Below are 25,778 nucleotides of genomic sequence, written 5' to 3' on the forward strand. Positions count from 1 at the left end.
GAGTCCTTGCGTCGGCTTCCCCACCTGGGGCGTGGGCGTCGGAAACCCGTTGACTTTGGCTCGGTGGGTGACTGGGTTCATCAGCCCCGGATGGGAGAAGAGCGATGAACGGTCCCGCTAGTTCCCATCACTCGACGTTGCCCAGCACTCCCGCGCGTTCACCAGCGCTTCCGGGCGTTGACCAGCGCTTCCGCGCGTTGACCAGCGCTATCGCTCGGCACCAGCCCAATACGGCTGGTGCCGCGCAACAACGCTGGTGAACCGGGAACCCCGGGGCGCCTCCGACGGCGCAACCGCATCCGACGCCAGCGCAGCGACACCGACGGCGGTGGATTCGTGCGCCAGCGCAGCGACGGCGACTCGGCTGGGCGCGCATTGACCAGCACTTCCGCGCGTTCACCAGCGCTTCCGCGCGTTGACCAGCGCTGTCGCTCGGCACCAGCCATACAAGGCTGGTGTCGCGCAACAACGCTGGTGAACCGGGAACCCTGGGGCCGTCCGACGGCGCAACCGCACCCGTCGCCAGCGCATCGATACCGACGCTTGTGGATGCGTGCGGCAGCGCAGCAACGCCGACTCCCGCCGGGGCGCGCATTGACCAGCGCTCCCACGCGTTCACCAGCGCTCCCGCGCGTTGACCAGCGCTATCGCTCGGCACCAGCCATACAAGGCTGGTGCCGCGCAACAACGCTGGTGAACCGGGACGCTTGTTCAGGTTCTTCCGAGTGGAGGACCGGTGGTGGTGTCCGACGAGCGCAACAACGCTGGTGAACCAGGACGCTTGTCAGCTTGCACGGAGGACCGGTGGTGGTGGCGACACGCGCGACGACGCTGGCCAAGGGCGACGCTCGACAGTGGTCGCACACCAACCGGGACGCGGCACAAGGCCGCCCGGGCTCAGCCGACGGGGGCGATCTCCAGCCGGTCCAGGGTCTCGCGCAGGACGGCGACCTGCTCCGCGCTCGGCTCATCGAGGGCAACCCGGCAGGGTCCGGCGGGGATTCCCTGCAGGTCCAGCGCCTTCTTGACGAGGGCGAAGTTCGCACCCTCGCAGGCGGTCACCACTCGCTCCACCCGAGCCTGGGCGAGCGTGATCGCCTCCTCGTCGCCGGAACGCAGCGCATCCCGGAGCCCGACGAAGACGGCCGGGAAGGCCGCCGACATGCCACTCACCGCCCCAGCGGCACCCCCGCGCACGCAGTCGGCGAAGGTGACGTCGTTGCCGGTGAAGACCTCGAAGCTCGCGTCCAGCGGGTCGACGTAGGCAAGCGTCTCCTCCGTTCGCATCCCGCTCACCTTGATGCCCACCAGCCCAGCCTGGGTGACGATCTCGCGCAACTGCTCGGGCGACAGCAGCACCGTCGTCCTGGCCGGGAAGTGGTAGGCGTAGAACTGACCCCTGCCGATGCTGTCGAGATCGGTGTAGTAGTCGGCCAGGGCTGCCCGGTGCGCCACCTCGAAGTAGGGGGTCATGGCTGCGAACCGCGTGGCGCCGACGTCGCGGGCGGCGGCCGTCAGCCTCGACGCCTGGCGCAGGCTGGGTGCGCCGACGTGCGCGATGACGCGATCAGGACCGAAGACCTTCACCGCGCTGGCGATCACGGCCGTGCGCTCGTCGTCGTCGAGGGCCACGAACTCGCCGGTGGTGCCCATGGCGAACACGCCGTCGACCCCCGAGGCCTCGAGCCACTGGTGGTACTCGTCAACGAGGCCGACGTCGAGGTCCCCGGACGGGAGCAGCGGTGTGATCGAGGCGGTGTAGAGCTGGGCGTCATTGGCAGCCATGGGGTCTCCTTGCGGTCTGGCGTCGTTACTGGGTTGCGGGTAGGTATCCGAGTTGCCCCGAGAGGCTGGCGGCGGCGTGGAGGACGGGTCGGGCCCACTCCTGCTCCGAGCGGGCCGTCCAGCGCACGTCGGGGACGGACGTGCTGATGGCGGCGACGACGTCACCCTCGACGTCGCGCACGACGGCGGCCGCGCAGCGCAGGCCGGGCGTGGACTCCCCGACCTCGAGTGCGTAGCCGCGTTCGCGCGTCGCGGCCAGGTCAGAGAGGAGTTCGGACAGCGTCCTGATGCTGTTGCCGGTCATCACGGGAAGGTTCTCCGGATCCGGGTACAGGTCGGCGAGTTCCGCGTCGGAGAGCGCGGAGAGCAGCGCCTTGCCGACGGCGGTGCAGGACGCGGGCAGGCTCTGGCCGATCCCGGAGGGGATCTGGAACAGGGAGCGGGCCTCGATCTTGGCAAGGTAGAACACCGAGGAACCCCGTCGGATGCCGACGCTCGCGGTCTCCTTCAGTTCCTCCGAGAGCGCGCGGGCGGCGACGTTGGCCGCGCCGAGCAGGTCGAACCGCTCCGCGTAGGCGTTGCCCAGGTGCAGCAGCTTCACCCCGAGGGTGAACTGGCCGGTGTCCTCGTTCTTCTGCAGGTAGCCGCGGCTCACCAACGTCGTGAGCAACTCGTGCACGCTCGAGCGCGGGAGGCCGGTGCGGCGCACCACTTCGGCCATTGACAACGCCGTCGGCCCATCCACGAAGAGTTCGAGGATGTCGAGGGTACGCACCACCGCTGGTGTCATCCGGGCCATGCGGCGATGGTAGCGCCAATTGAATCCTGTCCAACACTTGACATCACAATCCGAAACTTGCAAGATGAATCCAATACTTCGGACAGCGATCCGATATCAGAGACACGAAGGAGTGCTCCAGACATGGCGCAAACCGCAGCGATCATCGGTTCCGGGAACATCGGCACCGACCTCATGTACAAGCTGACCAGACGTGATGGAAACGTGAAGCTGGTCGCACTCGTCGGTATCGACCCGAACTCCGACGGCCTCGCCAAGGCACGCGCCCTCGGCCTGGAGGCCATCCACACCGGCGTCGACGGCCTCATCGACAGCCCCCTGTTCGACGACCTCGCGATCGTGTTCGACGCCACCTCGGCCTCGGCGCACCACGTGAACGCCGAGAAGCTGACGGCCGCCAAGCCGGGCATCCGGCTCATCGACCTCACGCCCGCCGCGATCGGCCCCTACTGCGTGCCGGTGGTCAACCTCGAGGAGCACATCGACGCCCCGAACCTGAACATGGTGACGTGCGGCGGCCAGGCGACCGTCCCGATCGTCGCCGCCGTTTCCGCCATCACCAAGGTCCACTACGCCGAGATCGTGGCCTCAATCAGCAGCCGCTCCGCCGGCCCCGGGACCCGCGCCAACATCGACGAGTTCACCGAGACCACGGCGGAGGCCATCAAGAGCGTCGGCGGCGCCACCCACGGCAAGGCCCTCATCATCCTCAACCCCGCCGAGCCCCCGGCCCTCATGCGCGACACCGTCTACACCCTGTGCGACGAGGCCGACCGCGACGCCATCGTCGCCTCCATCGAGAAGACGGTCGCCGGCGTCGCCAAGTACGTGCCGGGCTACCGCCTCAAGCAGGAGGTGCAGTTCGACAAGGTCGAGAACGTTCGCGTACCCGTCGTCGGCAACTTCTCCGGCCTCAAGGTGTCGGTGTTCCTCGAAGTCGAGGGTGCCGCCGACTACCTGCCCGCCTTCGCGGGGAACCTCGACATCATGACCTCCGCGGCGGCCCAGGCCGCAGCCGTCGTCGCCGACCGTCTCGACCAAGTAGTTGGAGTCTGACAATGACCAAGAAGATCTTCGTTTCCGACGTCACCCTGCGTGACGGCAGCCACGCCGTCGGGCACCAGTACACCGTCGAGCAGGTGAAGCAGGTCGTCTCCGCGCTCGACGCCGCCGGTGTCGACAGCATCGAGGTGGCCCACGGCGACGGCCTCAGCGGCTCCACCGTCACCTACGGCTTCGCCAAGCACTCCGACCTCGAACTCATCGAGGCCGCGGTCAGCGTCGCGAAGAACGCGGCCATCGCCACCCTGCTGCTTCCCGGCGTCGGCACCGTCCGTGAGTTGAAGGACGCGGCGGCGGCGGGCGTCTCGTACGTGCGCATCGCCACCCACTGCACCGAGGCCGACGTCTCCGCCCAGCACATCGCCACGGCGCGGGAGATCGGGCTCAACACCACTGGCTTCCTGATGATGAGCGCCCTCGCGTCCCCCGCCAAGCTCGCCGAGCAGGCCAAGCTGATGGAGAGCTACGGCGCCCAGTGCGTCTACGTCACCGACTCCTCGGGCGGACTCACCACGCGCGACTACGCCGAACGCATCCGCGCCGTCCGTGACGCGCTCAAGCCCGAGACCGAGATCGGCGTGCACGCCCACGAGAACCTGTCCCTCAGCGTCGCCAACTCCGTGGCCGCCGTCGAGGAGGGCGCGTACCGCGTCGACGCCAGCCTCGCGGGCATGGGCGCCGGGGCCGGCAACACGCCGATCGAGGCGTTCGTCGCCGTGGCCAACCGCCTCGGCTGGGAGCACGGCGCGGACTTGCGCAAGCTGCTCGACGCCGCCGACGACATCATCCGACCGCTGCAGGTCCGTCCCGTCCGGGTGGACCGCGAGACGCTGGCCCTCGGCTACGCGAACGTCTACTCCAGCTTCCTCCTCCACGCCGAACGTGCGTCCCAGCGCTACGGGGTTCCCACCTTCGACATCCTCACCGAACTCGGTAACCGCAAGATGATCGGCGGTCAGGAAGACCTGATCGTCGACGTCGCCCTGGATCTCGCTCGTCGCTGACCTGATCCACTCGCCTAAACTGACCCAACCCCAGAAAGAAGCAAGCCCATGAGCTCCACCAAAGTCGCTGAGCCACCGGTCGACAAGTCCGCGCTGATCCCGAAGTCCGAGCGTTACCGCGCCCTGGCCGGCAGCGCCGTCGGCGGCATCGTCGAATGGTATGACTACTTCCTCTACGGGACGATGTCGGCCATCGTGTTCGGCCCGCTGTTCTTCCCGTCGGACAACCCGGTCGTCGAGCAGCTGCTGGCCCTCACGTCCTTCGCGCTGGCGTTCGCGATCCGCCCCATCGGCGGCGTCCTGTTCTCCCACATGGGTGACCGGATCGGGCGCAAGAAGACCCTCGTCGTCACCCTCACCCTGATGGGTGCCACGACGGTGGGCATCGGCCTGGTGCCGACCTTCGCCACGATCGGCGTCGCGGCCCCCATCATCCTGACCTTCCTGCGGTTGCTCCAGGGCCTCGCCCTGGGCGGCGAATGGGGCGGTGGCCTCCTGATGGCCGTCGAGTACTCCCCCAGCAAGAAGCGCGGCTTCTACGGGGCCATCCCCCAGACCGGCGCCCTCATCGGCCTCGCGCTGGGCAACCTGGCCGTCACCGGCAGCCTGTCGATCTTCTCCGAGGAGGACTTCCTCTCCTACGGCTGGCGCATCCCGTTCCTGATCTCCATCGTCCTGGTCCTCCTGGGCCTGTGGATTCGCAAGGCCGTCGGCGAGACGCCGTCGTTCAAGCGTGTCACCGCGGAGCGCAAGACCGAGAAGCTGCCCATCGCCGCCATCTTCAAGAAGAACTCCCGCGAGGTGTTCATCGTCGTCGGGGCCAAGGCCATCGAGACCGGCACGTTCTTCCTGTTCGCCACCTACACGATCTCCCACATGCTGGGGCTCGGGTACGAACGGGTCGAGGCCCTCAACGCGGTGCTGATCGCGGCCCTGATCGCCGTCCCGCTGATGCTGTTGGCTGGTTCGCTCTCGGACCGCATCGGCCGCAAGAAGGTCTACGGCATCGGCACCGTCCTGGCCATGGCCTACGTGATCCCCTACTTCTGGCTTCTTGAGCAGGGTTCTTGGTGGACCGCGCTGGTGGCCATCATCATCGGCTTCAGCTGCATCTGGTCGCTCTACGGCGCGACGCTGGGCTCCTACTTCGCCGAGAGCTTCCCGCCTGCCGTCCGCTACACGGGCGTCTCCCTCGGCTACCAGGTGGGCGCTGCCCTGTTCGGTGGCCCGCTGCCCCTGATCGCCACCGCCCTGCTGGCGACCTACTCCAGCTACCTCCCGATCGGCGCCGTCATCATCGCCTTCGGCACCATCTCGCTGATCGCGCTGGCCTTCACCAAGGACCGCACAGGTCAGCCGCTCGACGACTGACCTTCGACACCCCGACGATCCCCGGCCCGCGCCCATGCGGTGCCGGGGATCGTCGCATTCCGGGCCGACCTCGCGGGCTGCCGCGGCGCGGTCAAGGGCTCCGGAGCGCGGGGCCGCCGCGGCCCCGTCGAGGCTAGGTGGTCGTTCGCTGCTCCGTCGCGGAGCACACGATGCACACCTAGTTGGGCGACTCGCCACCGACCTCAGGCGCCCTCTGGCTCGAACAATCGCAGACGGAATCGCTTGTAAACGGCCCTCATTCGGTGGTATTGCCGCAAGGGCAACTTAGTGCAACTGCTGGAGTGGCCCGTAGGCCCTAGCAAGAATGACGGCATCCGTGAGGCGGGCCGGGAGGCCCCGACGCGGACGGTCCGGCAGAGCTGCCTGATCCACCCGAAGGAAGGACAGACCGAATCCATGTCTAGTCAGACACGCACCCGGCGCCTACCCGTCGCCGGTCTGGCCCTGGCCACGCTGGCCGCGGGCTTCTACCCCCTACTGCCTGTGGCAAGCCACGCCGCAGAGCCCAGGGCGTTCTACGTCGACGCCGACGGCGGCTCCGACTCGAACTCCGGCCTGTCCCCCGACAGCGCCTGGGCCACCGTCGAGAAGGTCAACGCGACCGACTTCGAGCCCGGTGACCAGATCCTGTTCCAGGCCGGCGACACCTGGACCACCGAGGGGCTCGTCATCGACGACTCCGGCCAGCCCGGCGCACCCATCGTCGTCGGCTCCTATGACGACGGCACCCGGCCGCGCCTCGACGCCGTGCAGGACGGCGTCGGGATCACCGACGCCACGGTCCTCGTGCACAACGCCGAGTACGTCGAGGTCCGCAACCTGGAACTCACCAACGACGCCGAGACCGGCGGTCAGCGCAACGGGCTGCTCGTCCTCGTCGACCAGGCCACCCAGGACGTGTACTCCAACTACGTGGTGGACAACGTCTACATCCACGACGTCAAGGGCCTGACGGACACCGCCGGCGACGGCAACGACGGCAAGAAGTCCGGCGGCATCGGCTTCTACATCGGCACCGGATTCAAGGAGAAGACCCCCGACCCCTCGAAGGTAACCCGATTCGACTCCATCACGCTCACCGACAACGTCGTGCGCAAGGTGGACCAGACGGGCCTGTGGCTGGAGAGCGACCTGCGCAACGGGACCAAGGTCGTTCCCGGCTCCGACACCGTCTACAAGGGATACAGCTGGGCGGACTCCTCCTTCACGAACGTGGACGTCGGCTACAACGAGATCTCCGACACCGGCAAGAACGCCGTCATCATGCGGATGATGCACTACGGCCGCTTCCACCACAACGAGGTCTTCAACACGACAGACCGGGTACCGGTGGGCAACTCCGTGTTCACCTCCTCGGTCTACGGCACCGTCATCGAGTGGAACGAGGTGCACCACAACCTCGGCCACGGGCACGCCGATGGCGCAGCGCTCGACGCCGACATCGACTCGCCGGAGACCCAGTGGCGCTACAACTACACCCATGACAACAACTACGGCCTGATCACCATCTGCACCCGCAAGACCGACGCCGGCGTCGACGTGTACCAGAACATCGACATCGCAGCCAAGGGCCGCCTCATCAACGTCAACTTCTCGCACACGGAGGTGAACTTCTTCAACAACGCGTTCTGGGTGAAGCCGGTCCCCGAGGTCGAGTACCCCGAGACCCACCCCGAGTACGTGAACCCGGACCGCGCCCAGACGGGCGGCTACCCGCAGCTGGTGTGGGAGACCTACCTCCGCGACGAGTGGTGGGGTCGTGACGGTCACAACTACACCTACAAGAACAACACCATCTACAACGAGGCCGACACCGCCACGTTCTACCTGAACCCCAACGACGAGACCTCGGTGCAGATCAGCAACCGCGACTACGCCGACAACACCTTCTACGGCCTGTGGCCTGACGACGGTACCGGCGAGCAGATCCGCGACTCCTTCACCATGGGCGGCCAGACGCCTCCCGAGGGCTGGATCGCCGACACCGTCGGCTCCGAGGTCGCCGACTTCTGGGCCCCGTCGATCGCCGGTGAGGACAACCCGTTCGTCGGCCCCCGCAGCGATGAGGGTTCCGAGTTCGTCAACCTCAAGGGCAATGACCGGTTCTTCGTCTACGACGACGGCGCACGCGTCGACCGGGTCAAGGCCAGCTACACCGACGCCGTGACCGGCGAGGTGGAGTTCTACCAGGTCGGCGACCACCTGGTGCCCGCACGCCTCGTGACCATCGAGGGCGGCGTCGGCCACCTGGCCGTCTCGCTCGCCGAGATCGAGGCCTCCCCCGTCGTCGGCTGGAAGGCCGCCGTCGGAACGGACCTCGAGTCCGAGATCCGCTACCACTACGAGGACCTGCTGGCTGACCTGCAGCGCTAGTCCTCTTCGCCCCCCGACTGATCGGCCGGACCCGCCCCCGAGGGTCCGGCCGATCGGTGGTTTCCCGGGCTCGCAGTTGGGCCGGTCCCAGCTCGCGGGCCCGTCGGGCTTTCCGTATCATCGGGGGATGTTGATCCTCCTTTCGCCCGCCAAGTCGCTGGACTTCGAGACCAAGCTCGCCACCCGCAAGCACTCGGAGCCGCGCCTGGTGAACGAGTCGGAGAAGCTGATCTCCGTGATGCGGGAGAAGTCACCGGACGAGATCTCGAAACTGATGGACATCTCCGAGGACCTGGCCACGCTCAACGCGGAGCGGTACGCGCGGTTCGACGTCGAACACACCCCAGGGAACTCCCGGCCCGCTGCGCTGGCCTTCAACGGCGACGTCTACCAAGGTCTCGCGGCGCCCACGTTCGACGCCCGGGACCTCACGGAGGCGCAGAAGGTCATCCGCATCCTGTCCGGCCTGTACGGCGTGCTGAGGCCACTGGACCTCATCCAGCCCCACCGCTTGGAGATGGGCACCAGGTTGCGCACGTCGCGTGGCCGCAACCTCTACGAGTGGTGGGGCGACAAGGTGACCGACCAACTCAAGCGGGACCTGGACTGCTCCCCGGGCGCCGACGTCGTGGTGAACCTGGCCTCGAATGAGTACTTCGGCGTGGTGCGGCCCGAGCGGCTCGGGGTGAGGATCATCAGCCCTCGGTTCGAGGACTTCGGACCCGACGGCGCACCTCGCGTCGTCTCCTTCTACGCCAAGCGAGCCCGCGGGTTGATGGCCCGCTGGCTCGTGCAGGAACGTGCACGGACGGCGTCGCGCCTGCTGGAGTTCACCGCCGAGGGCTATGAACTCGACGAGAAGCGTTCAACCAAGGACCAGCCCGTCTTCGTCCGCTGACGGCGGCTCGTTCTGCCGCAACCCCAGTCTGCGGTTGTATTGGAGCCATGACCTACCTCTGGGAGTCGGCCATCCTCATCGGCGCGACAGTGACCACCGGCCTGAACGCCGGCCTCTTCCACGTCTTCGCGCACTCAGTCATGCCCGGTCTGGGATCTCTGGACGACCGCGACTACCTGGCAGCTTTCGGGGCCGTCGACAGGGCAATCCCCAACCCGTGGATGGGACTCGCGTTCATCGGGAGCCCCGCGCTCACGGCCGTTGCCCTGATCCTCCACCTGAGCGACGGCGCCACGGCGCTCTGGCTGGCTGCGGCCCTCGTCGGGATCATCGCGGCTACCGCAATCACAGTCGCGGTCAACCTGCCGCTGAACCGGGAACTGCAGAGGGCCGCGCCCGGCTTCCAGGAGGCCGGGGATTTGAGACGACGATTCGAGTCCCGGTGGCGCCGGTGGAACGTCGTCCGCACCGTGGCAGCGGTGGGCGCGCTGGTCGCGCTGGGCATCGCGCTGCTCGACGCCGGGCACCAGTTCGCTGCCTAGGAGGAGTCGGGCGCACCCTCCGCGGGGCTAGGCTGGCATGGCGACGGTGCGAGCTGGGAGGGACCATGGACTGGGGTGGCCAACTACTGACACAACTGGAGTGGCACTGGGACAACCAGTTGCGGGCCCGCCTGGAGGGCATCACCGACGACGAGTACTTCTGGGAACCCGTCCCGGGTTGGAACGTTCGCCGGCGGGGCAGTTCCTCGGCGCGGCGGGACGAGGGGTACGTGCAGGTGGGCAGTGGCGATTTCGTGATCGATTTCGCGTTTCCCGAGCCACGCCCGGCGCCCATTACGACAATTGCCTGGCGGTTGAACCACATCCTCGTCGGGGTGCTGGGCGCCAGGATCGCCGGGCATTTCGGAGGTCAGCCGCACGACTACTTCACCTATGACTATCCCGGCACGGCCAGCGAAGCGCTCCGCCGGCTCGACGACCTGCATGACCAGTGGGTAGCGGGGGTGCGGTCCTGGTCCGACGAGGACCTTGAAGTGCCAGTGGGTGAGCTGGAGGAGGACTTCGAGAGCTCACCCAGGGCGGAGCTGGTGCTGCACATCCACCGCGAACTGATCCACCACGGCGCGGAGATCGCGCTGTTGCGGGACCTCTACGGGCAACGCGCCGACGCCTGAGCCCGGGGTGCGGCAGAGTGGTCGCATGACCACGCCAGTGACATTGCAGTTCCTCGGGGCCTCGGGCACCGTGACCGGATCCAAGTACCTCGTCGAGTTCGGGGAGCGACGGCTCGTCGTCGACGCCGGCATGTATCAGGGCAGCAAGGAGTTGCGGCTGCGGAACCGGGAGCCGTTCGCCGTCGACGCCAGCACGGTCGACTTCATCGTGGTCACGCACGCCCACGCCGACCACACCAGCTACCTGCCTGCATTGGTGAACCAGGGGTTCGACCGGCCCATCTGGTGCACGGAGGGCACGGCGAGGCTTGCTGAGATCGTGCTGCGGGACTCCGCGCACCTGCAGGAACTGGAGACCGAGAACGCTCGCCAGGGCGGCTACTCCAAGCATCCCGATCCCGAACCGCTCTACACCAAGGCCGACGCTGAGCGCACGATAGAGATGTTCCGCACGGTCGAGTTCGACACCGACGTCGACCTCGGTCACGGCGTCGTCGGGCGCTGGACCAGGGCGGGTCACATCCTCGCCTCCGCCTCGGTCAACCTGACAGTGGGGGGTGTCGACGTGCTGTTCTCCGGCGATCTGGGGCGCGACAGGCACCCTCTCATGAGGGCTCGCGACACCCCGCCGGGCGCGCAGTGGGTGCTGTGCGAGTCCACCTACGGAGATCGCGAACACGAGGAGCCAGCAGTCGCGCATGTGGCGATGGCCGAGGCCATAACCCGGACGGTGGAGCGCGGCGGTTCCGTCGTGATCCCGGCCTTCGCCATCGACCGCACGCAGGCCGTGATGCACGCGGTTGTCCAACTACAGCGCGAGGGCCGGATCCCGGAGGTTCCGGTTCTGGTGGACGGCCCAATGAGCATGCGCGCCCTGGACGTGTACAGGGACATGCCCGAGGAACTGGCCGAGGGGCTCACCGTCGACGACTTCGTCGGTCTCAAGCGGCTGGAGGAGATCCGGACCAGCCGCCAGTCCAGGGAGGCTCGGAACGACGGTGGCTCCCGGATCATCATCTCGTCCTCCGGCATGCTGGAGGGTGGTCGGGTGCTGAGCTGGCTGCAGAAACTCCTGCCCGACCCGAAGAACTGCGTCATCCTTGCCGGCTACCAGGGCGAGGGCACGCGCGGCCGCGCGCTCATCGAAGGAGCACGGCACCTCAAGATCAACGGCAGGCATGTTCCGGTGAAGGCTGAACTCGTCGACGACAGGGAGTTCTCCGCCCACGCAGGGGCCTCCGAACTGGTGGCTTGGGTGGCATCGCTGAACCCACGTCCCGAGACGGTGTTCCTGGTGCACGGGGAGCCGGGGCCCGCGGCTGCGCTTGAGCAACGGATCGAGGACGAGCTCGGAATCCCCACCGTCGTCGCGAGTCACGGCGAGAAGGTGCTCCTCAGCGAACCCATCGCCGCCGTGGAGGTCGACGACGAGGCCTGACCTGGTCCGTGACGAGGCTCGACGTCGGGTTCGTCGGGCGCTCGGGTCGGGCGCCGGGTTCCGCGGGGACTGCGCTCAGTCGTCGATGGGGATGTTGACCACCTGGACCTCCGCGATCGACAACTGCTCCGAGAGGGAAGTGAGCTCCATCTCGATGGTGCCCGTCTGCCCGATCCCGGACCAGGTGATCTCCCAGTGGCTGGTGGCCGAGATCTCGTAGTACCCGTCCTTCTCGTACAGGTAGCCGCAGGTGGGCGAGGGGACGTTCTGCTTTCCCATGCCGGTGTATTGGGTGCCTTTGCCGCAGGAGACGGTGTCCCCGTTCCCCATGTCCCAGACCACCTCCGTCACCTGCGCCGTCGCGGTGACCGTGTACCCACCGGCTGAGGCCGACTTCGTGATCGGCCCGAACGTCGACGCCGACGCACCGGACACCCACAGCCACACATGCCACCCGACGACGCCCATGGATTCCGCCGACCGCTCATTGGTGTGCGGATACGACCCGATCGAGATCGCCCGGAGGTTCATCGTCTCAATCGCTGTCCGTGCTAGCACGGCGGGGTCCGGAGCCTCCTCCGGATCCGCTGAGGCAGCCCAGAACCAGATGTCCGGCGCCATGCGCCCCGGGTAGGTGCACTCCATGATGACGCCGTTGTTGCGTCCCCCAAACGGGTCAAGAACATACTCAGGGACCTCAAATGCCCGCCGGGCGTAGCAATTCTTTCCTCCGTACCACCACCCGAACTCGACATGGTGGCATGGAACCCCTGCGCCACGATTGCTACAAACGCGCGAGCCACGTCCTGCGGCTGGTTGACTGGACTCGTTTGACCCCTCTTCACTCGCCCACAGAATGCAGATCCCGTCCGGCCCCTGCCGCGTACACACGGGAGATTCTGCGCTTGCCGCGAATACCGAGGCCGACCCCACAAACAGCCCCAGGATTATGGGAACAACGATCCGGCTCACCCCACGGAACACGATTCGACTTCCGTGTTCGTGAGATCCCCGACCTTCCAGACGCCATTCTCAGTGACAGCATCGATGGTCCAATGTATGAAGTTGGGCCGGTCGGCGGGCAGGATTGACTCTCGTGTGGCTTGATTGATCACGTCGGAGCCGGAGTTGTCAGTGCACGCCTGAAGGACCACGACTCTCCCTTCACCGCGATCTGAAGCCCTCGTGACCTCCAAAATGGTCCAGACGATGTCCCCCTCTTGAATCGCGCCTTTCGTACGCAGGTCCACAATCGCTCGGACATCTAGGTCCTGCGTTTGCCCGACGGTGATATTGGCGAGCAACTGCACCGGCAATTCCGGGTCTTTGCGGAGTTCATTCAGCAGCCGGAAGTACTCGTTCACCACCTCGCGCGCCGCCAACTGGTCGGCGTCGAGCGTCTCGCTCGGGCTGGGGCTGGGGCTGGGGGCTGGGCTCGGACTTGGGGTTGGGCTCTGCGGGAGTGTGGTTTCACGCGTTGGTGCTGGCGTATCACCAGGCACGGGTCCCCGGCCGGTGACGCTGGGTGTCGGCGGGGGTGCCGAGTCAGCCTCAGCGGTGCAGGCGGTCAGAGCACCGAGGCTCAGGATCAGGGCGGCGATCGTCGTGCACTTCATGGGCTGCTCCGAGGCTTGGTCCGAACCGACGACCAGATCCTGCCAGCCGACCGGTCCACCAACGCGGCCAATCGGGGAGCTGTGGAAAACTATCCTCGTGGGAATCCTGCGCACCGTCACTCTGAACACCGGCTACGACGACTACTACACGGTCACGGGCTTCGACTGGGGTGGGCTCGGCCGCATGCACGCCTACCAGTCGGTGTGCTCCGGCAAGGGCGTCAGCTGTGCGCGCACCGCCGTCGCGCTCGGGCTGCCCACCAAGGCGTACGCGCTGGTGGGGGCCGAGGACCTGGACCATTACTCCGGTCGGCTGAGCGCGGAAGGCCTGCCGCATGACCTCGTCTCCGTGCCGGGCAGGACGCGCCACAATCTCACGCTCGTTGACGGCACGGGTGAGCAGGTCGCCGCCCACTTCGTCGCGGCTGGTTTCGACCTCACGGGCCCGGATGCCGTGGCGCCACTGGTCGAGCGGGTCGTCGTCGATGTCGTGCCCGGCGACGTGGTCACGCTCAACGGGTCCACGCCGTCGGGGCTCCCGGACTCCACGTGGGCTGACCTCGCCCGGTCGTGCCTTGAGGCGGGCGCGCGGGTGGTCGTCGACGCCCAGAAAGCAGCCTTCCGCGAAGCGCTCAAGGTCCCTGGGCTAACGGCCTTCAAGCCCAACGACGACGAGATCGCGGCGCTGCCGGGCATAGCGGAGGCACCCGCCGAACTGCGCGTGAAGCTCGCGCTGGAACAACTCGCCGCCACGGGAGTTCGCATCCCGCTCGTGAGCCTCGGGGCCCGCGGCGTGGCGTTGCTGCGCGACGGCGAACTCGCCACGATGTCCTGCCCGGTCGATTCGCCAATCCAGTCGGTCATGGCCGGTGATGCGTTCGTAGCGGGCCTCGTCTGGGGCCTGCTGCAGGACCGCGACGAGGAGGACTGCATCAGGCACGGGCTCGCAGCCGCAGCAGCACACGTCTCGGGATTGACGGGTGAGGCCCTGCGCCTCCGCGCCGTCGAGAACCTGGACCGCGTGGTCTGATCAGCCCACGCGGATGCCGAGCTCCGCGGCGATCTGCGGCGCGAGAAACATCAGCTGGTCCTCCGAGAGCGTCGCCCCGGCCAGCGACACCCAGCCGGAGACGGCCGATAGCTCGGCCCCCCTGAGGTCGAAGTCGGCGACCTTCGAGTTGTGCACCGCGAGCGACCCGACCCGGCTCCCCGCGAAGGCGATCCGCTTCGCGTCAGCCTGCAGCAGGTCGAGCTCGTCGACGATGCAGTCGGTGAACGCGACGTCGAGGAGCTTGGAGCCGCGCAGGTTCAGGTAACTGATGCGGCAGTTCCTGAAGTGGACGGCCTTGGCGTCGAGGTCAAAGGCCTCGACTGCGCCCAACCTGCAGCCGTCGAACTCCACGTCCCGCAGCGCCGACCGGGCCATCCTCAGCACGGGCACCGCCAGGAGGTGGAAGCGGGTGTCCACGAACCGCGACGACGCCAGCGTCAGTTCGTCCACGACGACGTCGTCGAACTCACATCCGTTGACGACGCTGCCCTTGCCCAAGTCCAGTTTGGTCGTGCGGAGACCTGCCCAACGGTGTGCGAACAGGTCGGCGTTGGGCTCCAGGGATCTGGCTTGTCCTTCGGTGAGGGTGCCGAAGTCAACGGCACGCAATTGCGGGGGTTTGGGTCCGTCCGAGCCTCGCATCCCTCCACAGTAGAGGGCGCCCTCTCCTACCCGGCAGCCTGGACTACAACGGTTTCATAACGACTCCATCCTTCATCCCCTATTCGTCCGCCTGAGCGATTCTTTTGTCAGTGGTCCCACATAGCGTTGGTTCCATGCACAAGGCGGCGCGGTACACGACGGCGGAGGTGGCGGATCTCCTGGATTCCGTCCTCGCCGTGGTGGACCACGCCCAGCGCAAGGAACTCAGCCAGACGGAGCTGGTCGCGCTGATGCAACGTCTGCGGCGCGCCCGGGACAAGGTCGATGCGCTGGCCTCGGTGGTCACTGCGGAGGTGTCCGGACGACGGGCGACGGAGTCGGTCCTCGGCACGCCGTTGGCGTCGGTCATGGCCGTCGACGAGGGGCTGGACATCAGGGACGCCGCGGCCGAACTGTTCGACGCCGCCCGGGTGAACTCCAACGAGGTGGTGCGTGACAAGGCCCTCGACGGCGAGTTGTCCCGCAAGCACGCCTCGGCCATCGGACGCGGCATGGCGAGTCTCCCCGCTGGCCTGACCAAGGAGCAGGACCGGGCCGCCCAGCAGGCGTTCATCCGTTACGCCTCCGAAGGGCTATCCCCGCGCAGACTGCAGGCGATGGGACCGACGGTGCTGGCGGAAGTCGCACCCGACGTCGTCCCGACGCGAGAGGACTCGGTTTCCGCAGCCGAGGCCCGGCGCGAGCGGGCGGTGCAGAAGCGCTCCTTCAACTGGGGCGACGACGGCGACGGCTCGGTGTGGTTCCGCGGGTCCCTGCCTGAACTGGAGGCGCAGCCGCTCATCCGGATGGTCGAGGGGTATGTCGAGTCCGGCCGCCGGGCCGCTCGGGCCGACGCGGACGGACTGAAGTCTGTCGGCGCAGACGTCCGCGTTCAGCGCGAGCGGCGGCGGGCGGAGGCCGAGATCACGCCGGACCAGCGGAGGGCCGACGGGCTGATCCGGCTGGTGGAGGACCACCGCGGGGCCCCAGCCTCGGCGGGAGACAGACCCCGGCTGGTGGTCACCATCGCGGAGAAGGACCTGCGTCAAGGTGCGCTCGAAGCGGGGCTGCTCCCCAACGGGAACCCACTGAGCGCTGGAGAACTACGACGGGCAGTGTGTGACGCCGGACTGATGCCGGTGGTCCTTGGCGGCGGTTCCGAGATCCTCGACGTCGGCACCGAGCGTCGCCTGGTGACGCCCGAAATTCGCAGGGCCCTCTCCATGCGCGACGGCGGCTGCATCTTCCCCAACTGCCAGCGGTCGGACGCTGGTTGCGAGGCCCACCACGTGGTCCCTTGGTGGGCGGGCGGCCCTACGTCACTGCAGAACCTGGTTCTCGTGTGTCCGCACCACCACAAGCTGCTCGAACCGAATCGATTCGGGCGGGGTGATCGGTGGAGCGTCACGTTCGAACCCGGTACCGGCAAGCCACGAGCCGTGCCCCCGGACCGGATGAAGAGGTATCGGGAACACGGCCGCGGGGGTCCACAAACCCACCCACCGGACCCAACAAACCCAACCGACGCAAAGCCCCCACCGACCCGGCCGGATCCAGCACACCCGTTTGGCCCTCCTGACCCACCGGACCCAACAGACCCACCGACCCGGCCGGATCCAGCACACCCGTTTGGCCCTCCTGACCCACCGGACCCAACAGACCCACCGACCCACGGGACACACCGGACACCGGACGGTTGAGCGTCCATCGATGAACATCCGATCGGTGCTTGTCACTATCGTTCTGTCATGCCTTTGACTGACATTTCACTCGACGCCCTCCGCGCCTTCCGCCCCGACGTCGACGAGCCTGCAGACTTCGATTCATTCTGGGAGAACACACTGGCTGAGTCGCGCGCTGCCGGGGGCGCCGTCGAGCTCGCCCCGGCCGACACCCCCATCACCCAGCTCATCGTCGAGGACCTGACCTTCCCCGGCTACAACGGCGAGCCCATCCGCGCGTGGGTCACCCGGCCGCGCAGCGCCGACGCCCTGCCCGCGGTCGTCGAATACATCGGCTACAACGGTGGCCGCGGCATCCCCGGCGAGCGCCTCCAGTGGGCTTCGGCCGGTTACGTCCACGTCCTCATGGACACGCGCGGCCAGGGCAGCGGCTGGGGCACCGGCGGCCACACCCCGGACCCACACGGCTCCGGCAGCGCCGTCGCCGGCTTCATGACCCGGGGCATCTCACATCCTGACACCTACTTCTACCGGCGCGTCTACACCGACGGCGTCCGGCTCATCGACGCCGTGAAGGAACTCCCGTTCGTCGATGCCAGCCGCATCGCGGTCACCGGAACCAGCCAGGGTGGGGGCATCTCGCTGGCTGTCGGCGGGCTCGTCGAGGGCCTCGTGGGCGTCATGCCCGACGTGCCGTACCTGTGCGCATTCCGGCGGGCCACCGAACTCACTCCGCAGGCTCCGTTCACAGAAATCACCCAGTACCTGGCCGCCCACCGCGGACAGGAGGACACGGTGTTCAACACGCTGTCCTACTTCGATGGCGTGAACTTCGCACGCCGCATCCTCTCCCCCAGCCTGTTCTCGGTGGCGCTGATGGACCCGATCGTCCTGCCCTCGACCGTGTTCGCCGCCTACAACCACTTGGCGGCCGAGGACCGCGAGATCGCCGTCTACCCCTACAACGGGCACGAGGGTGGTCAGGCCTACCAGTGGCTCCGGCAGACCGGCTGGCTCGCCGCCCGGATCTGACCCCGCGGCGACGCTCCGGCAGGCGCCCTGCCAGGCCGGAGCCGCTGCCAGCTTTGACCTGCCCCGGCCGGGCGGGAGCGCCCGGCCGGGATCGGGATCACTTCTGCTGGTTGAGTACCGCCTTTGCAGCGGCGAACCGGGCGATCGGCACCCGGAACGGCGAGCAGGACACGTAGTCCAGGCCCACGGAGTTGAAGAACTCCACCGAATCCGGGTCACCGCCGTGTTCGCCGCAGACACCGGTCTTCAGGCCCGGCTTCGTGCTGCGCCCCTTCTCGACGCCCATCCGCACCAGCTGGCCGACGCCGTCGACGTCGATGGTCTCGAACGGGTTGCGCTCCAGAACGTGCTCCATGATGTAGTTCGTCAGGAACCCGTTCTCGGCGTCGTCGCGCGAGATGCCGATGGTGGTCTGGGTGAGGTCGTTGGTGCCGAAGCTGAAGAAGTCGGCGTACTCGGCAATCTGGTCCGCCAGCAGCGCCGCACGTGGCAGCTCGATCATCGTGCCGATCGTGTACTCCAACTCCCGCCCCGCCGTCGCCAGCTCGTCGGCCACCGTCTTCTCGACGATGGCCCGCTGGGCCGACAACTCCTGCGTCAGCGCCACCAGGGGAATCATGATCTCCACCTTGACCGTCTCGCCCTCCCGGTCCAGCACAGCCAGCGCCGCCCGGACGATCGCCCGGGTCTGCATCTCCGGGATCTCCGGGTAAAGCATCGCGAGCCGGCAGCCACGGGTGCCCAGCATCGGGTTCTGCTCGTGCAAGCGCTTGACCTGGGCGAGGGTCTCTCTGGCCTCGGCCAGCTCCGCACCCTCAACCCCCTCGTTCTCGAGGCGCTGGACGAGCAGGGACTGCTCCACGAGGTTGGGCAGGAACTCGTGCAGCGGCGGGTCGAGCAGTCTCACCGTCACCGGCAGGCCCTTCATGGCGGTGAAGACGCCCTCGAAGTCCGACTGCTGCATTGGCAGGATCTCCTCGAGCGCCTCGGCGCGCTGCTCCTTGGTCTCGGACAGGATCATGCGGCGCACGGCCGGGAGCCTGTCCGCGGCCATGAACATGTGCTCGGTGCGGCACAGGCCGATGCCCTCGGCGCCCAGCTCGCGCGCCTTCGTCGCGTCCTCGAAGTTGTCGGCGTTGGCCCGCACGCCCAGGCGGCGCACCTCGTCGGCCCACGCCACGACGCGCTGGAAGTCCTCGTTGATCTGCGGCGGGATGAGGTCGAGCGCCTCACCGTAGACGTCGCCCGTGGAGCCGTCGAGGGTGATGGTGTCCCCCTCGCCCAGCACGACGTCCCCGATGGTGAGCTTGCGCCCCTTGACGTCGATCTTGATGCCGCCCGCCCCCGCGACGCAGGGCTTGCCCATGCCGCGCGCGACGACGGCCGCGTGGGAGGTCATGCCGCCGTGGGCGGTCAGGATTCCCTGGGCGACGATGACGCCGTGGATGTCGTCGGGCGTGGTCTCGTAACGCACCAGCACCACGGGCTCGCCACGCCCACCCCGCTCGGCGGCGGTGTCGGCGTCGAAGACCACCTCGCCGACCGCCGCACCCGGGGATGCGGGCAGGCCCTTGGCGATGGGCGACTTCCCGTGCGCCGGATCAATGGCCGGGTGCAGCAGCTGGTCCAGCTGGGCCGGCACGATGCGGCCCAGGGCCTCGTGCTCGGTCAGCACGCCCTCGTCCACCAGGTCGGAGGCCACCTTGAGCGCAGCCGCAGCGGTCCGCTTGCCGTTGCGCGTCTGGAGCAGGAAGAGCTTGCCGTTCTCGACGGTGAACTCCATGTCCTGCATGTCCTTGTAATGGGCCTCCATCTTGGCCATCGTCGCGATCAGCTCGTCGTAGGCCTCGGGAAGGACGTCCTTCATCTCGCCGAGCGGGCGCGGGGTGCGGATGCCGGCGACGACGTCCTCGCCCTGCGCGTTCACCAGGAACTCCCCGTAGAGGGCCTTCTCGCCCGTGGAGGGGTTGCGGGTGAAGCACACGCCGGTGGCGGAGGTATCGCCACGGTTGCCGAAGACCATCTGCATGACGTTCACGGCGGTGCCAAGTTCTGCGGAGATGTTGTTGGCCCGGCGGTAGACCTCTGCCCGTGGGTTCAGCCAGGACCGGAACACGGCGTCGACGGCGCGGTGCAACTGCTCGTGCGGGTCGTTGGTCCATTCGCCGCCGAGGTGCTCGCTGGAGATCTCCTTGAACGTGGCGACGAGCTGCTTCAGGTCCTCGGCGGTCAGGTCGGTGTCCTGTTCCACGCCGCGGTCGTTCTTCAGTTCGCTGAGGGCGTCCTCGTACAGGTATCCCGGCACGTCCTCGACGACCTCGCCGTACATCTGGATGAACCGCCGGTAGCAGTCCCAGGCGAAGCGCTCGTTGCCGGACTCCCGCGCGACGGCCTCGACGGAGTCGTCGGAGATACCGAGGTTGAGGATGGTGTCCATCATTCCGGGCATCGACACCACCGCGCCCGACCGTACCGAGACCAGCAGCGGGTTGGTCGTCCCGCCCAGCTTCTTCCCGGTGCGCTCCTCGAGGCGGGCGAGACCTTCGTTGATCTCCTCCTTCAGACCCTCGGGCCACTCCCCACCCCGTTTGGTCGCCTCGATGCAGGCCTGCGTGGTGACGGTGAAGGCGTCCGGAACCGGAACGCCCACCCGGGCCATCTCCGCGACGCCTGCGCCCTTGCCACCCAGTAGGTTGCGCATCGTGGCATCGCCTTCGGAGAGGTCATAGATGAAACGCTTCTCAACCATTTGATCTCCTTCGACCACATATCGGGACGCCGTCGTCCCCTGTCAGCCCAGCCTAGGACCTCAGCGGGGCGATCAAGGTGCGGGGTCGAATAATGTTGCACATCCGTCAACCCGACGAAGCAACGCCCCTCAGCGCTCCGGCCGGACCACCCCCGGCACCTGCCGCAGTGAGGCGCCGACGCGCTTGGCGCGGCTCTCAACGAGGTCCAGGATGCGTGAGGCAAGCTCCTCGAGAGCGACCCCGGTGGTGTCGACGATCGGACAGCGCAGCCGCTGCTGGACCTGCCGGATCTCGAAGAGCTCCTCGTAGATCCGGTCGAGGTCGGCGTACCCGTCACGCGTGCCGAACCCGCCCATGCCGCGGACGCGCTCACCCCGGATCTTCTGCAGTTGGGTGGCCTCCATGGTCAGGCCGACGATGCGCCACTTGTCGACGCTGAACAACTCCTGGGGCGGTTCGATCCCGGGGACGAGCGGGACGTTCGCCGTCTTGAAGCCCAGGTAGCCCAGGTACATCGACAACGGCGTCTTGCCCGAGCGCGACGCCCCCACCAGCACGATGTCGGCCTGCCGAAGCGCCCCCGGCGCGGCCCCGTCGTCGTTGCGGACGGCGAAGTCGATGGCCGCGATCCGTGTGAAGTAATCGGCCTCCACGCCGACGGGGCGGCGGGCAACGGCGTCGGCGGCGGCCCCCGAGGCCTGCTCGATGGCGCGCACCGTGCTGGTCATGAGGTCGACGTGGGGGACGCCGAGGTCGTCACAGATCTGTTCGACCAGGTCCACGAGTTCCTGCTCGACGAGGGTGAACAGGACGACGCTGGGCTTGCCGTGCCGCTCCCGGAGACCCGCCAGCGCGTCGTGCACCGTCTCCCTGGTGGTCATCCTGCGGTGCCGGACGAGCTTGACCTCCTGCCCCGGGAACTGGGCGACGGCGGCCCGCGCGATGCGCACGGCGGACTCACCGGAGGAGTCGGCGACGATGTGGATCTCCAGCGGCTCTGCTGACATGGGCCAAATGTAGCCGTGGACGGCGTCGAATCCCGGGGGCACCTCCCCTGGACCCATGGACGGGACTAGGCTTGGCGAAAGGGCGCCGAGGGCGACGCCCGACTCGACGAGGAGGCTGTTTTCATGGAATCTGTCGCCCAGGAGACGAGCGATACGAAGAGTGTGAAGGTGACCCGTGTGGTGGATCACCCGCTCCCCACAGTCTGGGACACCTTGATTGGGCCCGCCGGCGCGGGCGCACTGCTGGGCGAGGGCGGTGAGTTCGGGAACAAGGGAGAGGACTGGCGCTCCAATGACGGCACCTATGGCGTGACGCGCAGCTTCCACCCGCGGGAGCAGATCCGCTTCTCATGGCATGCCAGTGAGGGCGCGGCGGCCACGATGGTCGACGTCCAGGTCAAGCCGGAGGGCGACGGCCGCACTGCCGTCAGCCTTTCCCACGAGCACCTGCCCAGAGAGGTCGACGAGGAGCAGCTGACGAGGCGCTGGGAGGCGGCGCTCGACCGCATCGCGAGCGCGACACCCTAGAACCAGCCAGGCGGCCCGGATGATCCTCATCTGGGCCGCGATGCTTTTGCCAGACCCCGCGGGTCCGCTTGGAAGCACGGGGCGTAACATCCGGAATCAATGGGCGACGAAGCCCTCGTTACACCTTGTCAGGAGTGGTCTGAATGGGCGTAGTACCGCGGAGCAGCGGAACGCAATCCGAGGCCGGGACGAGACGATGGCGCCGCTGGTGGCTGGCGGCGACCCTCGGAGCAGGATTGCTGCTCTCTTCCTGCGCATCCCCCCAAACCCCCGGAGACGGCGAGCACCAGATCGGCGGGGAGGCGAACCTCCAGCTGCCCGACCTCGGATCCGTCGAGTTCGTGGGCCTGCCGGGCGACACGTTGCTCGGGCTCGGGCTCATCGTCTGCGCCCTGGGACTGGCCTTCGGTCTGGTCACCTACCGCCAACTGAAGGCGATGCCGGTGCACCAGGCCATGCGCGACATCTCCGAGCTCATCTACCGGACGTGCAAGACCTACCTGATCCAGCAGGGCAAGTTCCTGCTGGTCCTGTGGGCGTTCATCGCGACGATCATCATCGTCTACTACCTGCTGCTGGTGGGCTTCGGCGTCGGGAAAACGGCGATCGTCATCGGCTTCTCGCTCATCGGCATGGCCGGCTCCTACGGCGTCGCCTGGTACGGCATCCGCGTCAACACCTTCGCGAACTCCCGCACCGCCCACGCGTCACTGGGTGGCAAGCCGTACCCGCTCCATGACATCCCCATGCGCTCGGGCATGAGCGTGGGAATGGTGCTGATCTCCGTCGAGCTGGCGATCATGCTGATCATCCTGGTCTTCCTGCCGGGCGAGATCGCAGGCGCCTGCTTCATCGGCTTCGCCATCGGCGAGTCCCTCGGAGCCGCTGCCCTGCGCATCGCCGGTGGCATCTTCACCAAGATCGCCGACATCGGAGCGGACCTGATGAAGATCGTCTTCGGCATCAAGGAGGACGACGCCCGCAACCCCGGTGTCATCGCCGACTGCGTGGGCGACAACGCCGGCGACTCCGTCGGACCCTCTGCGGACGGCTTCGAGACCTACGGCGTCACCGGTGTGGCGCTGATCACCTTCATCCTGCTCGGCGTCCCGGACCCGACGTTCCAGGTGACGCTGCTGGTCTGGCTGTTCGTGGTGCGCGCCGTGATGGTGGTCGCATCCGGTATCTCCTACTTCGTCAACCGGGCCGTCACGCTGGCCCGCTACCGCGACGCCGACGACATGGACTTCGAGGCCCCGCTGACGTCGCTGGTGTGGCTCACGTCGGTCATCTGCATCCTGACGACGTTCGGCACCTCGGCCCTGCTGCTGGGCAACATCGAGAACGGGTTGTGGTGGAAGCTGTCGCTGATCGTCTCCTGCGGCACCCTGGCCGGCGCCCTGATCCCCGAACTGGTGAAGGTCTTCACCTCGCCGAGCGCGAAGCACACCCGCGAGGTGGTGGTCTCCTCCAACAAGGGCGGCCCCTCGCTGAACATCCTCTCCGGCCTGGTGGCCGGTAACTTCTCCGCGTACTGGATCGGGCTCGCCATCACCGGTTTGATGGCGGTCGGGTACTGGATCTCGACGATGGGGCTCGGCGACCTGATGCTTGCCCCGGCCGTCTTCGCGTTCGGGCTGGTGGCGTTCGGTTTCCTGGGAATGGGACCGGTGACGATCGCCGTCGACTCCTACGGACCGGTCACCGACAACGCCCAGTCCGTGTTCGAACTCTCGACGATCGAGCAACTCGGGGTCGACGACGAACTGGAGACCGAGTTCGGCCGCCGCCCCGACTTCGAGCGGGCCAAGTACTTCCTGGAGTCCAACGACGGCGCGGGCAACACCTTCAAGGCCACCGCCAAGCCGGTGCTGATCGGCACCGCCGTCGTCGGCGCCACCACCATGATCTTCTCGATCATGATGGGCCTCACCGCGAAGCTGACCGAGAACGTTGAGAAGCTCTCCCTGCTGCACGCCCCGTTCCTGCTGGGACTGATCGTCGGCGGTGCGGTCATCTACTGGTTCACGGGAGCTTCGATCCAGGCGGTGACCACTGGCGCCTACCGGGCGGTGGAGTTCATCGGCGCCAACATCAGGCTCGACGGCACCGCACGCGCCTCCGACGAGGACTCCTCGAAGGTGGTGCAGATCTGCACCCAGTACGCGCAGAAGGGCATGCTGAACATCTTCCTCGGGATCTTCTTCGCGACGTTGGCGTTCGCGTTCGTGGAGCCGTTCTTCTTCATCGGCTACCTGATCTCCATGGCCGTGTTCGGGCTCTACCAGGCCATCTTCATGGCCAATGCCGGCGGCGCCTGGGACAACGCGAAGAAGCTCGTGGAGGTGGACCTGCACGCGAAGGGCACCGCGCTCCACGAGGCCACCATCGTGGGCGACACCGTCGGGGACCCGTACAAGGACACCTCCTCGGTGGCGCTGAACCCGGTCATCAAGTTCACGACCCTGTTCGGCCTCCTCGCGGTGGAACTCGCGATCGCGCTGCAGTACCAGAGCGGCACGGCCCTCACCGGGTCCCTCGCGGTGGTGTTCGGTCTGGTCTCGATGTACTTCGTGTGGCGTTCGTTCTACGGCATGCGCATCAACCAGGAACTGGAGGACCTCGAGATCGAACGGACTCCGGTCGTGGCGGTCGAAGGCCCCTGACACGTAACAGGCGTGGCGGGCAGCGTCACGATGGGCTCCGACGGAGGACCGCATCGTGAAGCTGCCCGCCACGTCGTTCGCGGCGCGTGCGCATGGCGACCCAAGTTGCCCAAGGTGGCGCCGCAACTTGTCCGCAGACGCCAGCCCAGGTTCCGCCCGAGCGCTCCCCTGCTCTGGCACAGTGAGGAGGGATCTTCCAGAAAGGACCAGCCTTGACGAACAACCCCAACGACCAGAACCCCAACGACCCCTACAACCAGCCCTCGGGCAACCCCGGCTACGAGCAGCCAGGCCCGGCTTTCGACCAGCAGGGAAACCAGCCCGCAGGGGCTCCCACGCCCAATCCCTACGCCGGCCAGTGGGGCTCCGAGTACGGGGCCGGCCAGGCGGGGCCCTCCGCAGACCAGCCCTGGGCCCCCAACCAGCAACAGCCGCAGCAACAGGACGCCTACGGCAACGCGGGCTACGGCGGTCCGGCCTACGGCAACACCGACTACGGCCATGCTGACTACAGCAACGCAGGCTATGTGGCACCGGGGGGATACGGGTACGCGGACGGCCCGGGAGGCGCCGCCGTTTCCAGCAGCAAGGGCTTCTTCGGTGCGCTGTTCGACTTCAGCTTCAACCACTTCGTCACCCCGAAGATCATCAAGATCGTCTACGTCGTCATGACCGCGCTGATCGCCCTGGGCTTCCTGGGATTCCTGATCGTGGCCCTGTTCACCGGAGACGTGCTGAACATCATCGGGACGCTCATCTTCGGCCCCATCGTCGCCATCTTCTACCTCGCCATCATGCGGATGTCGCTCGAGATGTACTACGCGGTGATTCGCATCTCCGAGGACGTGCACAGGCGCCTGCCCAGGCAGTGACCCA

21 protein-coding genes are annotated in these 25,778 nt (G+C 67.4%); 14 read left to right on the top strand and 7 right to left on the bottom strand.

Annotated elements, in window-relative coordinates; genetic code table 11:
- Positions 1-897: 897 nt before the first annotated feature.
- The gene (locus LKO27_RS12305) at positions 898-1,785 is read right to left on the bottom strand and encodes a dihydrodipicolinate synthase family protein (protein ID WP_227737803.1); all 888 of its coding nucleotides are present in this window, start codon (positions 1,783-1,785) and stop codon (positions 898-900) included.
- 25 nt (positions 1,786-1,810) lie between these two features.
- Complete coding sequence (locus LKO27_RS12310) at positions 1,811-2,584, bottom strand: IclR family transcriptional regulator (RefSeq protein WP_227737804.1); 774 nt, start codon at positions 2,582-2,584, stop codon at positions 1,811-1,813.
- Between the two features lie 123 nt (positions 2,585-2,707).
- On the opposite strand from LKO27_RS12310, the gene LKO27_RS12315 reads away from it, so the two are divergent.
- The 8 genes from LKO27_RS12315 (at position 2,708) to LKO27_RS12350 (ending at position 11,928) form a co-directional block, all read left to right on the top strand.
- Positions 2,708-3,640 carry an acetaldehyde dehydrogenase (acetylating) gene (locus LKO27_RS12315; RefSeq protein ID WP_227737805.1) on the top strand — a complete coding sequence of 311 codons (933 nt, stop codon included), beginning with the start codon at positions 2,708-2,710 and terminating at the stop codon, positions 3,638-3,640.
- A 2-nt stretch (positions 3,641-3,642) separates the two neighbouring features.
- On the top strand, positions 3,643-4,650 hold the full coding sequence (gene dmpG, locus LKO27_RS12320; protein WP_227737806.1) for a 4-hydroxy-2-oxovalerate aldolase: 1,008 nt from the start codon (positions 3,643-3,645) through the stop codon (positions 4,648-4,650).
- A 48-nt stretch (positions 4,651-4,698) separates the two neighbouring features.
- On the top strand, positions 4,699-6,021 hold the full coding sequence (locus LKO27_RS12325; protein WP_227737807.1) for an MFS transporter: 1,323 nt from the start codon (positions 4,699-4,701) through the stop codon (positions 6,019-6,021).
- A 417-nt stretch (positions 6,022-6,438) separates the two neighbouring features.
- Complete coding sequence (locus LKO27_RS12330; RefSeq protein ID WP_227737808.1) at positions 6,439-8,415, top strand: hypothetical protein; 1,977 nt, start codon at positions 6,439-6,441, stop codon at positions 8,413-8,415.
- Positions 8,416-8,542: 127 nt separating this feature from the next.
- Positions 8,543-9,313 (top strand): peroxide stress protein YaaA, encoded by a 771-nt coding sequence (gene yaaA, locus LKO27_RS12335; RefSeq protein ID WP_227737809.1) that lies wholly within the window; start codon positions 8,543-8,545, stop codon positions 9,311-9,313.
- Between the two features lie 47 nt (positions 9,314-9,360).
- Entirely contained in the window at positions 9,361-9,855 is a 495-nt protein-coding gene (locus LKO27_RS12340; protein WP_227737810.1) for a DUF1772 domain-containing protein, read from the top strand.
- Positions 9,856-9,920: 65 nt separating this feature from the next.
- A complete protein-coding gene (locus LKO27_RS12345; protein WP_227737811.1) occupies positions 9,921-10,490 on the top strand; it encodes a DinB family protein in 570 nt (189 codons plus the stop codon).
- 25 nt (positions 10,491-10,515) lie between these two features.
- Complete coding sequence (locus LKO27_RS12350; protein ID WP_227737812.1) at positions 10,516-11,928, top strand: MBL fold metallo-hydrolase RNA specificity domain-containing protein; 1,413 nt, start codon at positions 10,516-10,518, stop codon at positions 11,926-11,928.
- A gap of 75 nt (positions 11,929-12,003) precedes the next feature.
- Here LKO27_RS12350 and LKO27_RS12355 read toward each other — a convergent pair whose 3' ends face one another.
- Both LKO27_RS12355 and LKO27_RS12360 read right to left on the bottom strand, forming a co-directional pair.
- Positions 12,004-12,573, bottom strand: coding sequence for a hypothetical protein (locus tag LKO27_RS12355; RefSeq protein ID WP_227737813.1), 570 nt, complete (start codon positions 12,571-12,573; stop codon positions 12,004-12,006).
- 323 nt (positions 12,574-12,896) lie between these two features.
- Entirely contained in the window at positions 12,897-13,544 is a 648-nt protein-coding gene (locus LKO27_RS12360) for a hypothetical protein (protein ID WP_227737814.1), read from the bottom strand.
- Positions 13,545-13,641: 97 nt separating this feature from the next.
- Between LKO27_RS12360 and LKO27_RS12365 the strand changes: the two genes are divergently transcribed.
- On the top strand, positions 13,642-14,574 hold the full coding sequence (locus LKO27_RS12365; protein ID WP_227737815.1) for a PfkB family carbohydrate kinase: 933 nt from the start codon (positions 13,642-13,644) through the stop codon (positions 14,572-14,574).
- Here the strand turns inward: LKO27_RS12365 and LKO27_RS12370 are convergent, their stop codons facing one another.
- A complete protein-coding gene (locus tag LKO27_RS12370) occupies positions 14,575-15,237 on the bottom strand; it encodes a pentapeptide repeat-containing protein (RefSeq protein WP_227737816.1) in 663 nt (220 codons plus the stop codon). It lies immediately after the preceding gene.
- A 134-nt stretch (positions 15,238-15,371) separates the two neighbouring features.
- Between LKO27_RS12370 and LKO27_RS12375 the strand changes: the two genes are divergently transcribed.
- Together LKO27_RS12375 and LKO27_RS12380 are read left to right on the top strand one after the other, a co-directional pair.
- Positions 15,372-16,937, top strand: a complete 1,566-nt coding sequence (locus LKO27_RS12375; protein ID WP_227737817.1) for an HNH endonuclease signature motif containing protein — start codon at positions 15,372-15,374, stop codon at positions 16,935-16,937.
- Positions 16,938-16,985: 48 nt separating this feature from the next.
- Positions 16,986-17,951, top strand: a complete 966-nt coding sequence (locus LKO27_RS12380) for an acetylxylan esterase (protein WP_227737818.1) — start codon at positions 16,986-16,988, stop codon at positions 17,949-17,951.
- A 97-nt stretch (positions 17,952-18,048) separates the two neighbouring features.
- Here the strand turns inward: LKO27_RS12380 and ppdK are convergent, their stop codons facing one another.
- Both ppdK and LKO27_RS12390 read right to left on the bottom strand, forming a co-directional pair.
- Positions 18,049-20,700, bottom strand: a complete 2,652-nt coding sequence (ppdK, locus tag LKO27_RS12385; RefSeq protein ID WP_227737819.1) for a pyruvate, phosphate dikinase — start codon at positions 20,698-20,700, stop codon at positions 18,049-18,051.
- Positions 20,701-20,829: 129 nt separating this feature from the next.
- Entirely contained in the window at positions 20,830-21,708 is an 879-nt protein-coding gene (locus tag LKO27_RS12390) for a pyruvate, water dikinase regulatory protein (RefSeq protein WP_227737820.1), read from the bottom strand.
- 123 nt (positions 21,709-21,831) lie between these two features.
- Here LKO27_RS12390 and LKO27_RS12395 point away from each other — a divergent pair, with 123 nt between their 5' ends.
- The 3 genes from LKO27_RS12395 (at position 21,832) to LKO27_RS12405 (ending at position 25,774) form a co-directional block, all read left to right on the top strand.
- A complete protein-coding gene (locus tag LKO27_RS12395; protein ID WP_227737821.1) occupies positions 21,832-22,236 on the top strand; it encodes an SRPBCC domain-containing protein in 405 nt (134 codons plus the stop codon).
- A 236-nt stretch (positions 22,237-22,472) separates the two neighbouring features.
- Positions 22,473-24,902, top strand: a complete 2,430-nt coding sequence (locus LKO27_RS12400) for a sodium-translocating pyrophosphatase (RefSeq protein ID WP_227737822.1) — start codon at positions 22,473-22,475, stop codon at positions 24,900-24,902.
- Positions 24,903-25,114: 212 nt separating this feature from the next.
- Positions 25,115-25,774 (top strand): DUF4282 domain-containing protein, encoded by a 660-nt coding sequence (locus tag LKO27_RS12405; protein ID WP_227737823.1) that lies wholly within the window; start codon positions 25,115-25,117, stop codon positions 25,772-25,774.
- Positions 25,775-25,778: the final 4 nt, after the last annotated feature.

Source organism: Tessaracoccus sp. OS52 (genome assembly GCF_020687685.1).
Lineage (GTDB): Bacteria > Actinomycetota > Actinomycetes > Propionibacteriales > Propionibacteriaceae > Arachnia.

What these genes read in the sequence shown, in the direction of transcription:
- LKO27_RS12360 (WP_227737814.1), bottom strand. Translation starts at nt 13,544, where the DNA reads ATGAAGTGCACGACGATCGCCGCCCTGATCCTGAGCCTCGGTGCTCTG.
- yaaA (WP_227737809.1), top strand. Translation starts at nt 8,543, where the DNA reads ATGTTGATCCTCCTTTCGCCCGCCAAGTCGCTGGACTTCGAGACCAAG.
- LKO27_RS12375 (WP_227737817.1), top strand. Translation starts at nt 15,372, where the DNA reads ATGCACAAGGCGGCGCGGTACACGACGGCGGAGGTGGCGGATCTCCTG.
- LKO27_RS12345 (WP_227737811.1), top strand. Translation starts at nt 9,921, where the DNA reads ATGGACTGGGGTGGCCAACTACTGACACAACTGGAGTGGCACTGGGAC.
- LKO27_RS12370 (WP_227737816.1), bottom strand. Translation starts at nt 15,237, where the DNA reads ATGCGAGGCTCGGACGGACCCAAACCCCCGCAATTGCGTGCCGTTGAC.
- dmpG (WP_227737806.1), top strand. Translation starts at nt 3,643, where the DNA reads ATGACCAAGAAGATCTTCGTTTCCGACGTCACCCTGCGTGACGGCAGC.
- LKO27_RS12330 (WP_227737808.1), top strand. Translation starts at nt 6,439, where the DNA reads ATGTCTAGTCAGACACGCACCCGGCGCCTACCCGTCGCCGGTCTGGCC.
- LKO27_RS12305 (WP_227737803.1), bottom strand. Translation starts at nt 1,785, where the DNA reads ATGGCTGCCAATGACGCCCAGCTCTACACCGCCTCGATCACACCGCTG.
- LKO27_RS12390 (WP_227737820.1), bottom strand. Translation starts at nt 21,708, where the DNA reads ATGTCAGCAGAGCCGCTGGAGATCCACATCGTCGCCGACTCCTCCGGT.
- LKO27_RS12310 (WP_227737804.1), bottom strand. Translation starts at nt 2,584, where the DNA reads ATGGCCCGGATGACACCAGCGGTGGTGCGTACCCTCGACATCCTCGAA.
- LKO27_RS12350 (WP_227737812.1), top strand. Translation starts at nt 10,516, where the DNA reads ATGACCACGCCAGTGACATTGCAGTTCCTCGGGGCCTCGGGCACCGTG.
- LKO27_RS12315 (WP_227737805.1), top strand. Translation starts at nt 2,708, where the DNA reads ATGGCGCAAACCGCAGCGATCATCGGTTCCGGGAACATCGGCACCGAC.
- LKO27_RS12355 (WP_227737813.1), bottom strand. Translation starts at nt 12,573, where the DNA reads ATGGAGTGCACCTACCCGGGGCGCATGGCGCCGGACATCTGGTTCTGG.
- LKO27_RS12340 (WP_227737810.1), top strand. Translation starts at nt 9,361, where the DNA reads ATGACCTACCTCTGGGAGTCGGCCATCCTCATCGGCGCGACAGTGACC.
- LKO27_RS12395 (WP_227737821.1), top strand. Translation starts at nt 21,832, where the DNA reads ATGGAATCTGTCGCCCAGGAGACGAGCGATACGAAGAGTGTGAAGGTG.
- ppdK (WP_227737819.1), bottom strand. Translation starts at nt 20,700, where the DNA reads ATGGTTGAGAAGCGTTTCATCTATGACCTCTCCGAAGGCGATGCCACG.
- LKO27_RS12380 (WP_227737818.1), top strand. Translation starts at nt 16,986, where the DNA reads ATGCCTTTGACTGACATTTCACTCGACGCCCTCCGCGCCTTCCGCCCC.
- LKO27_RS12325 (WP_227737807.1), top strand. Translation starts at nt 4,699, where the DNA reads ATGAGCTCCACCAAAGTCGCTGAGCCACCGGTCGACAAGTCCGCGCTG.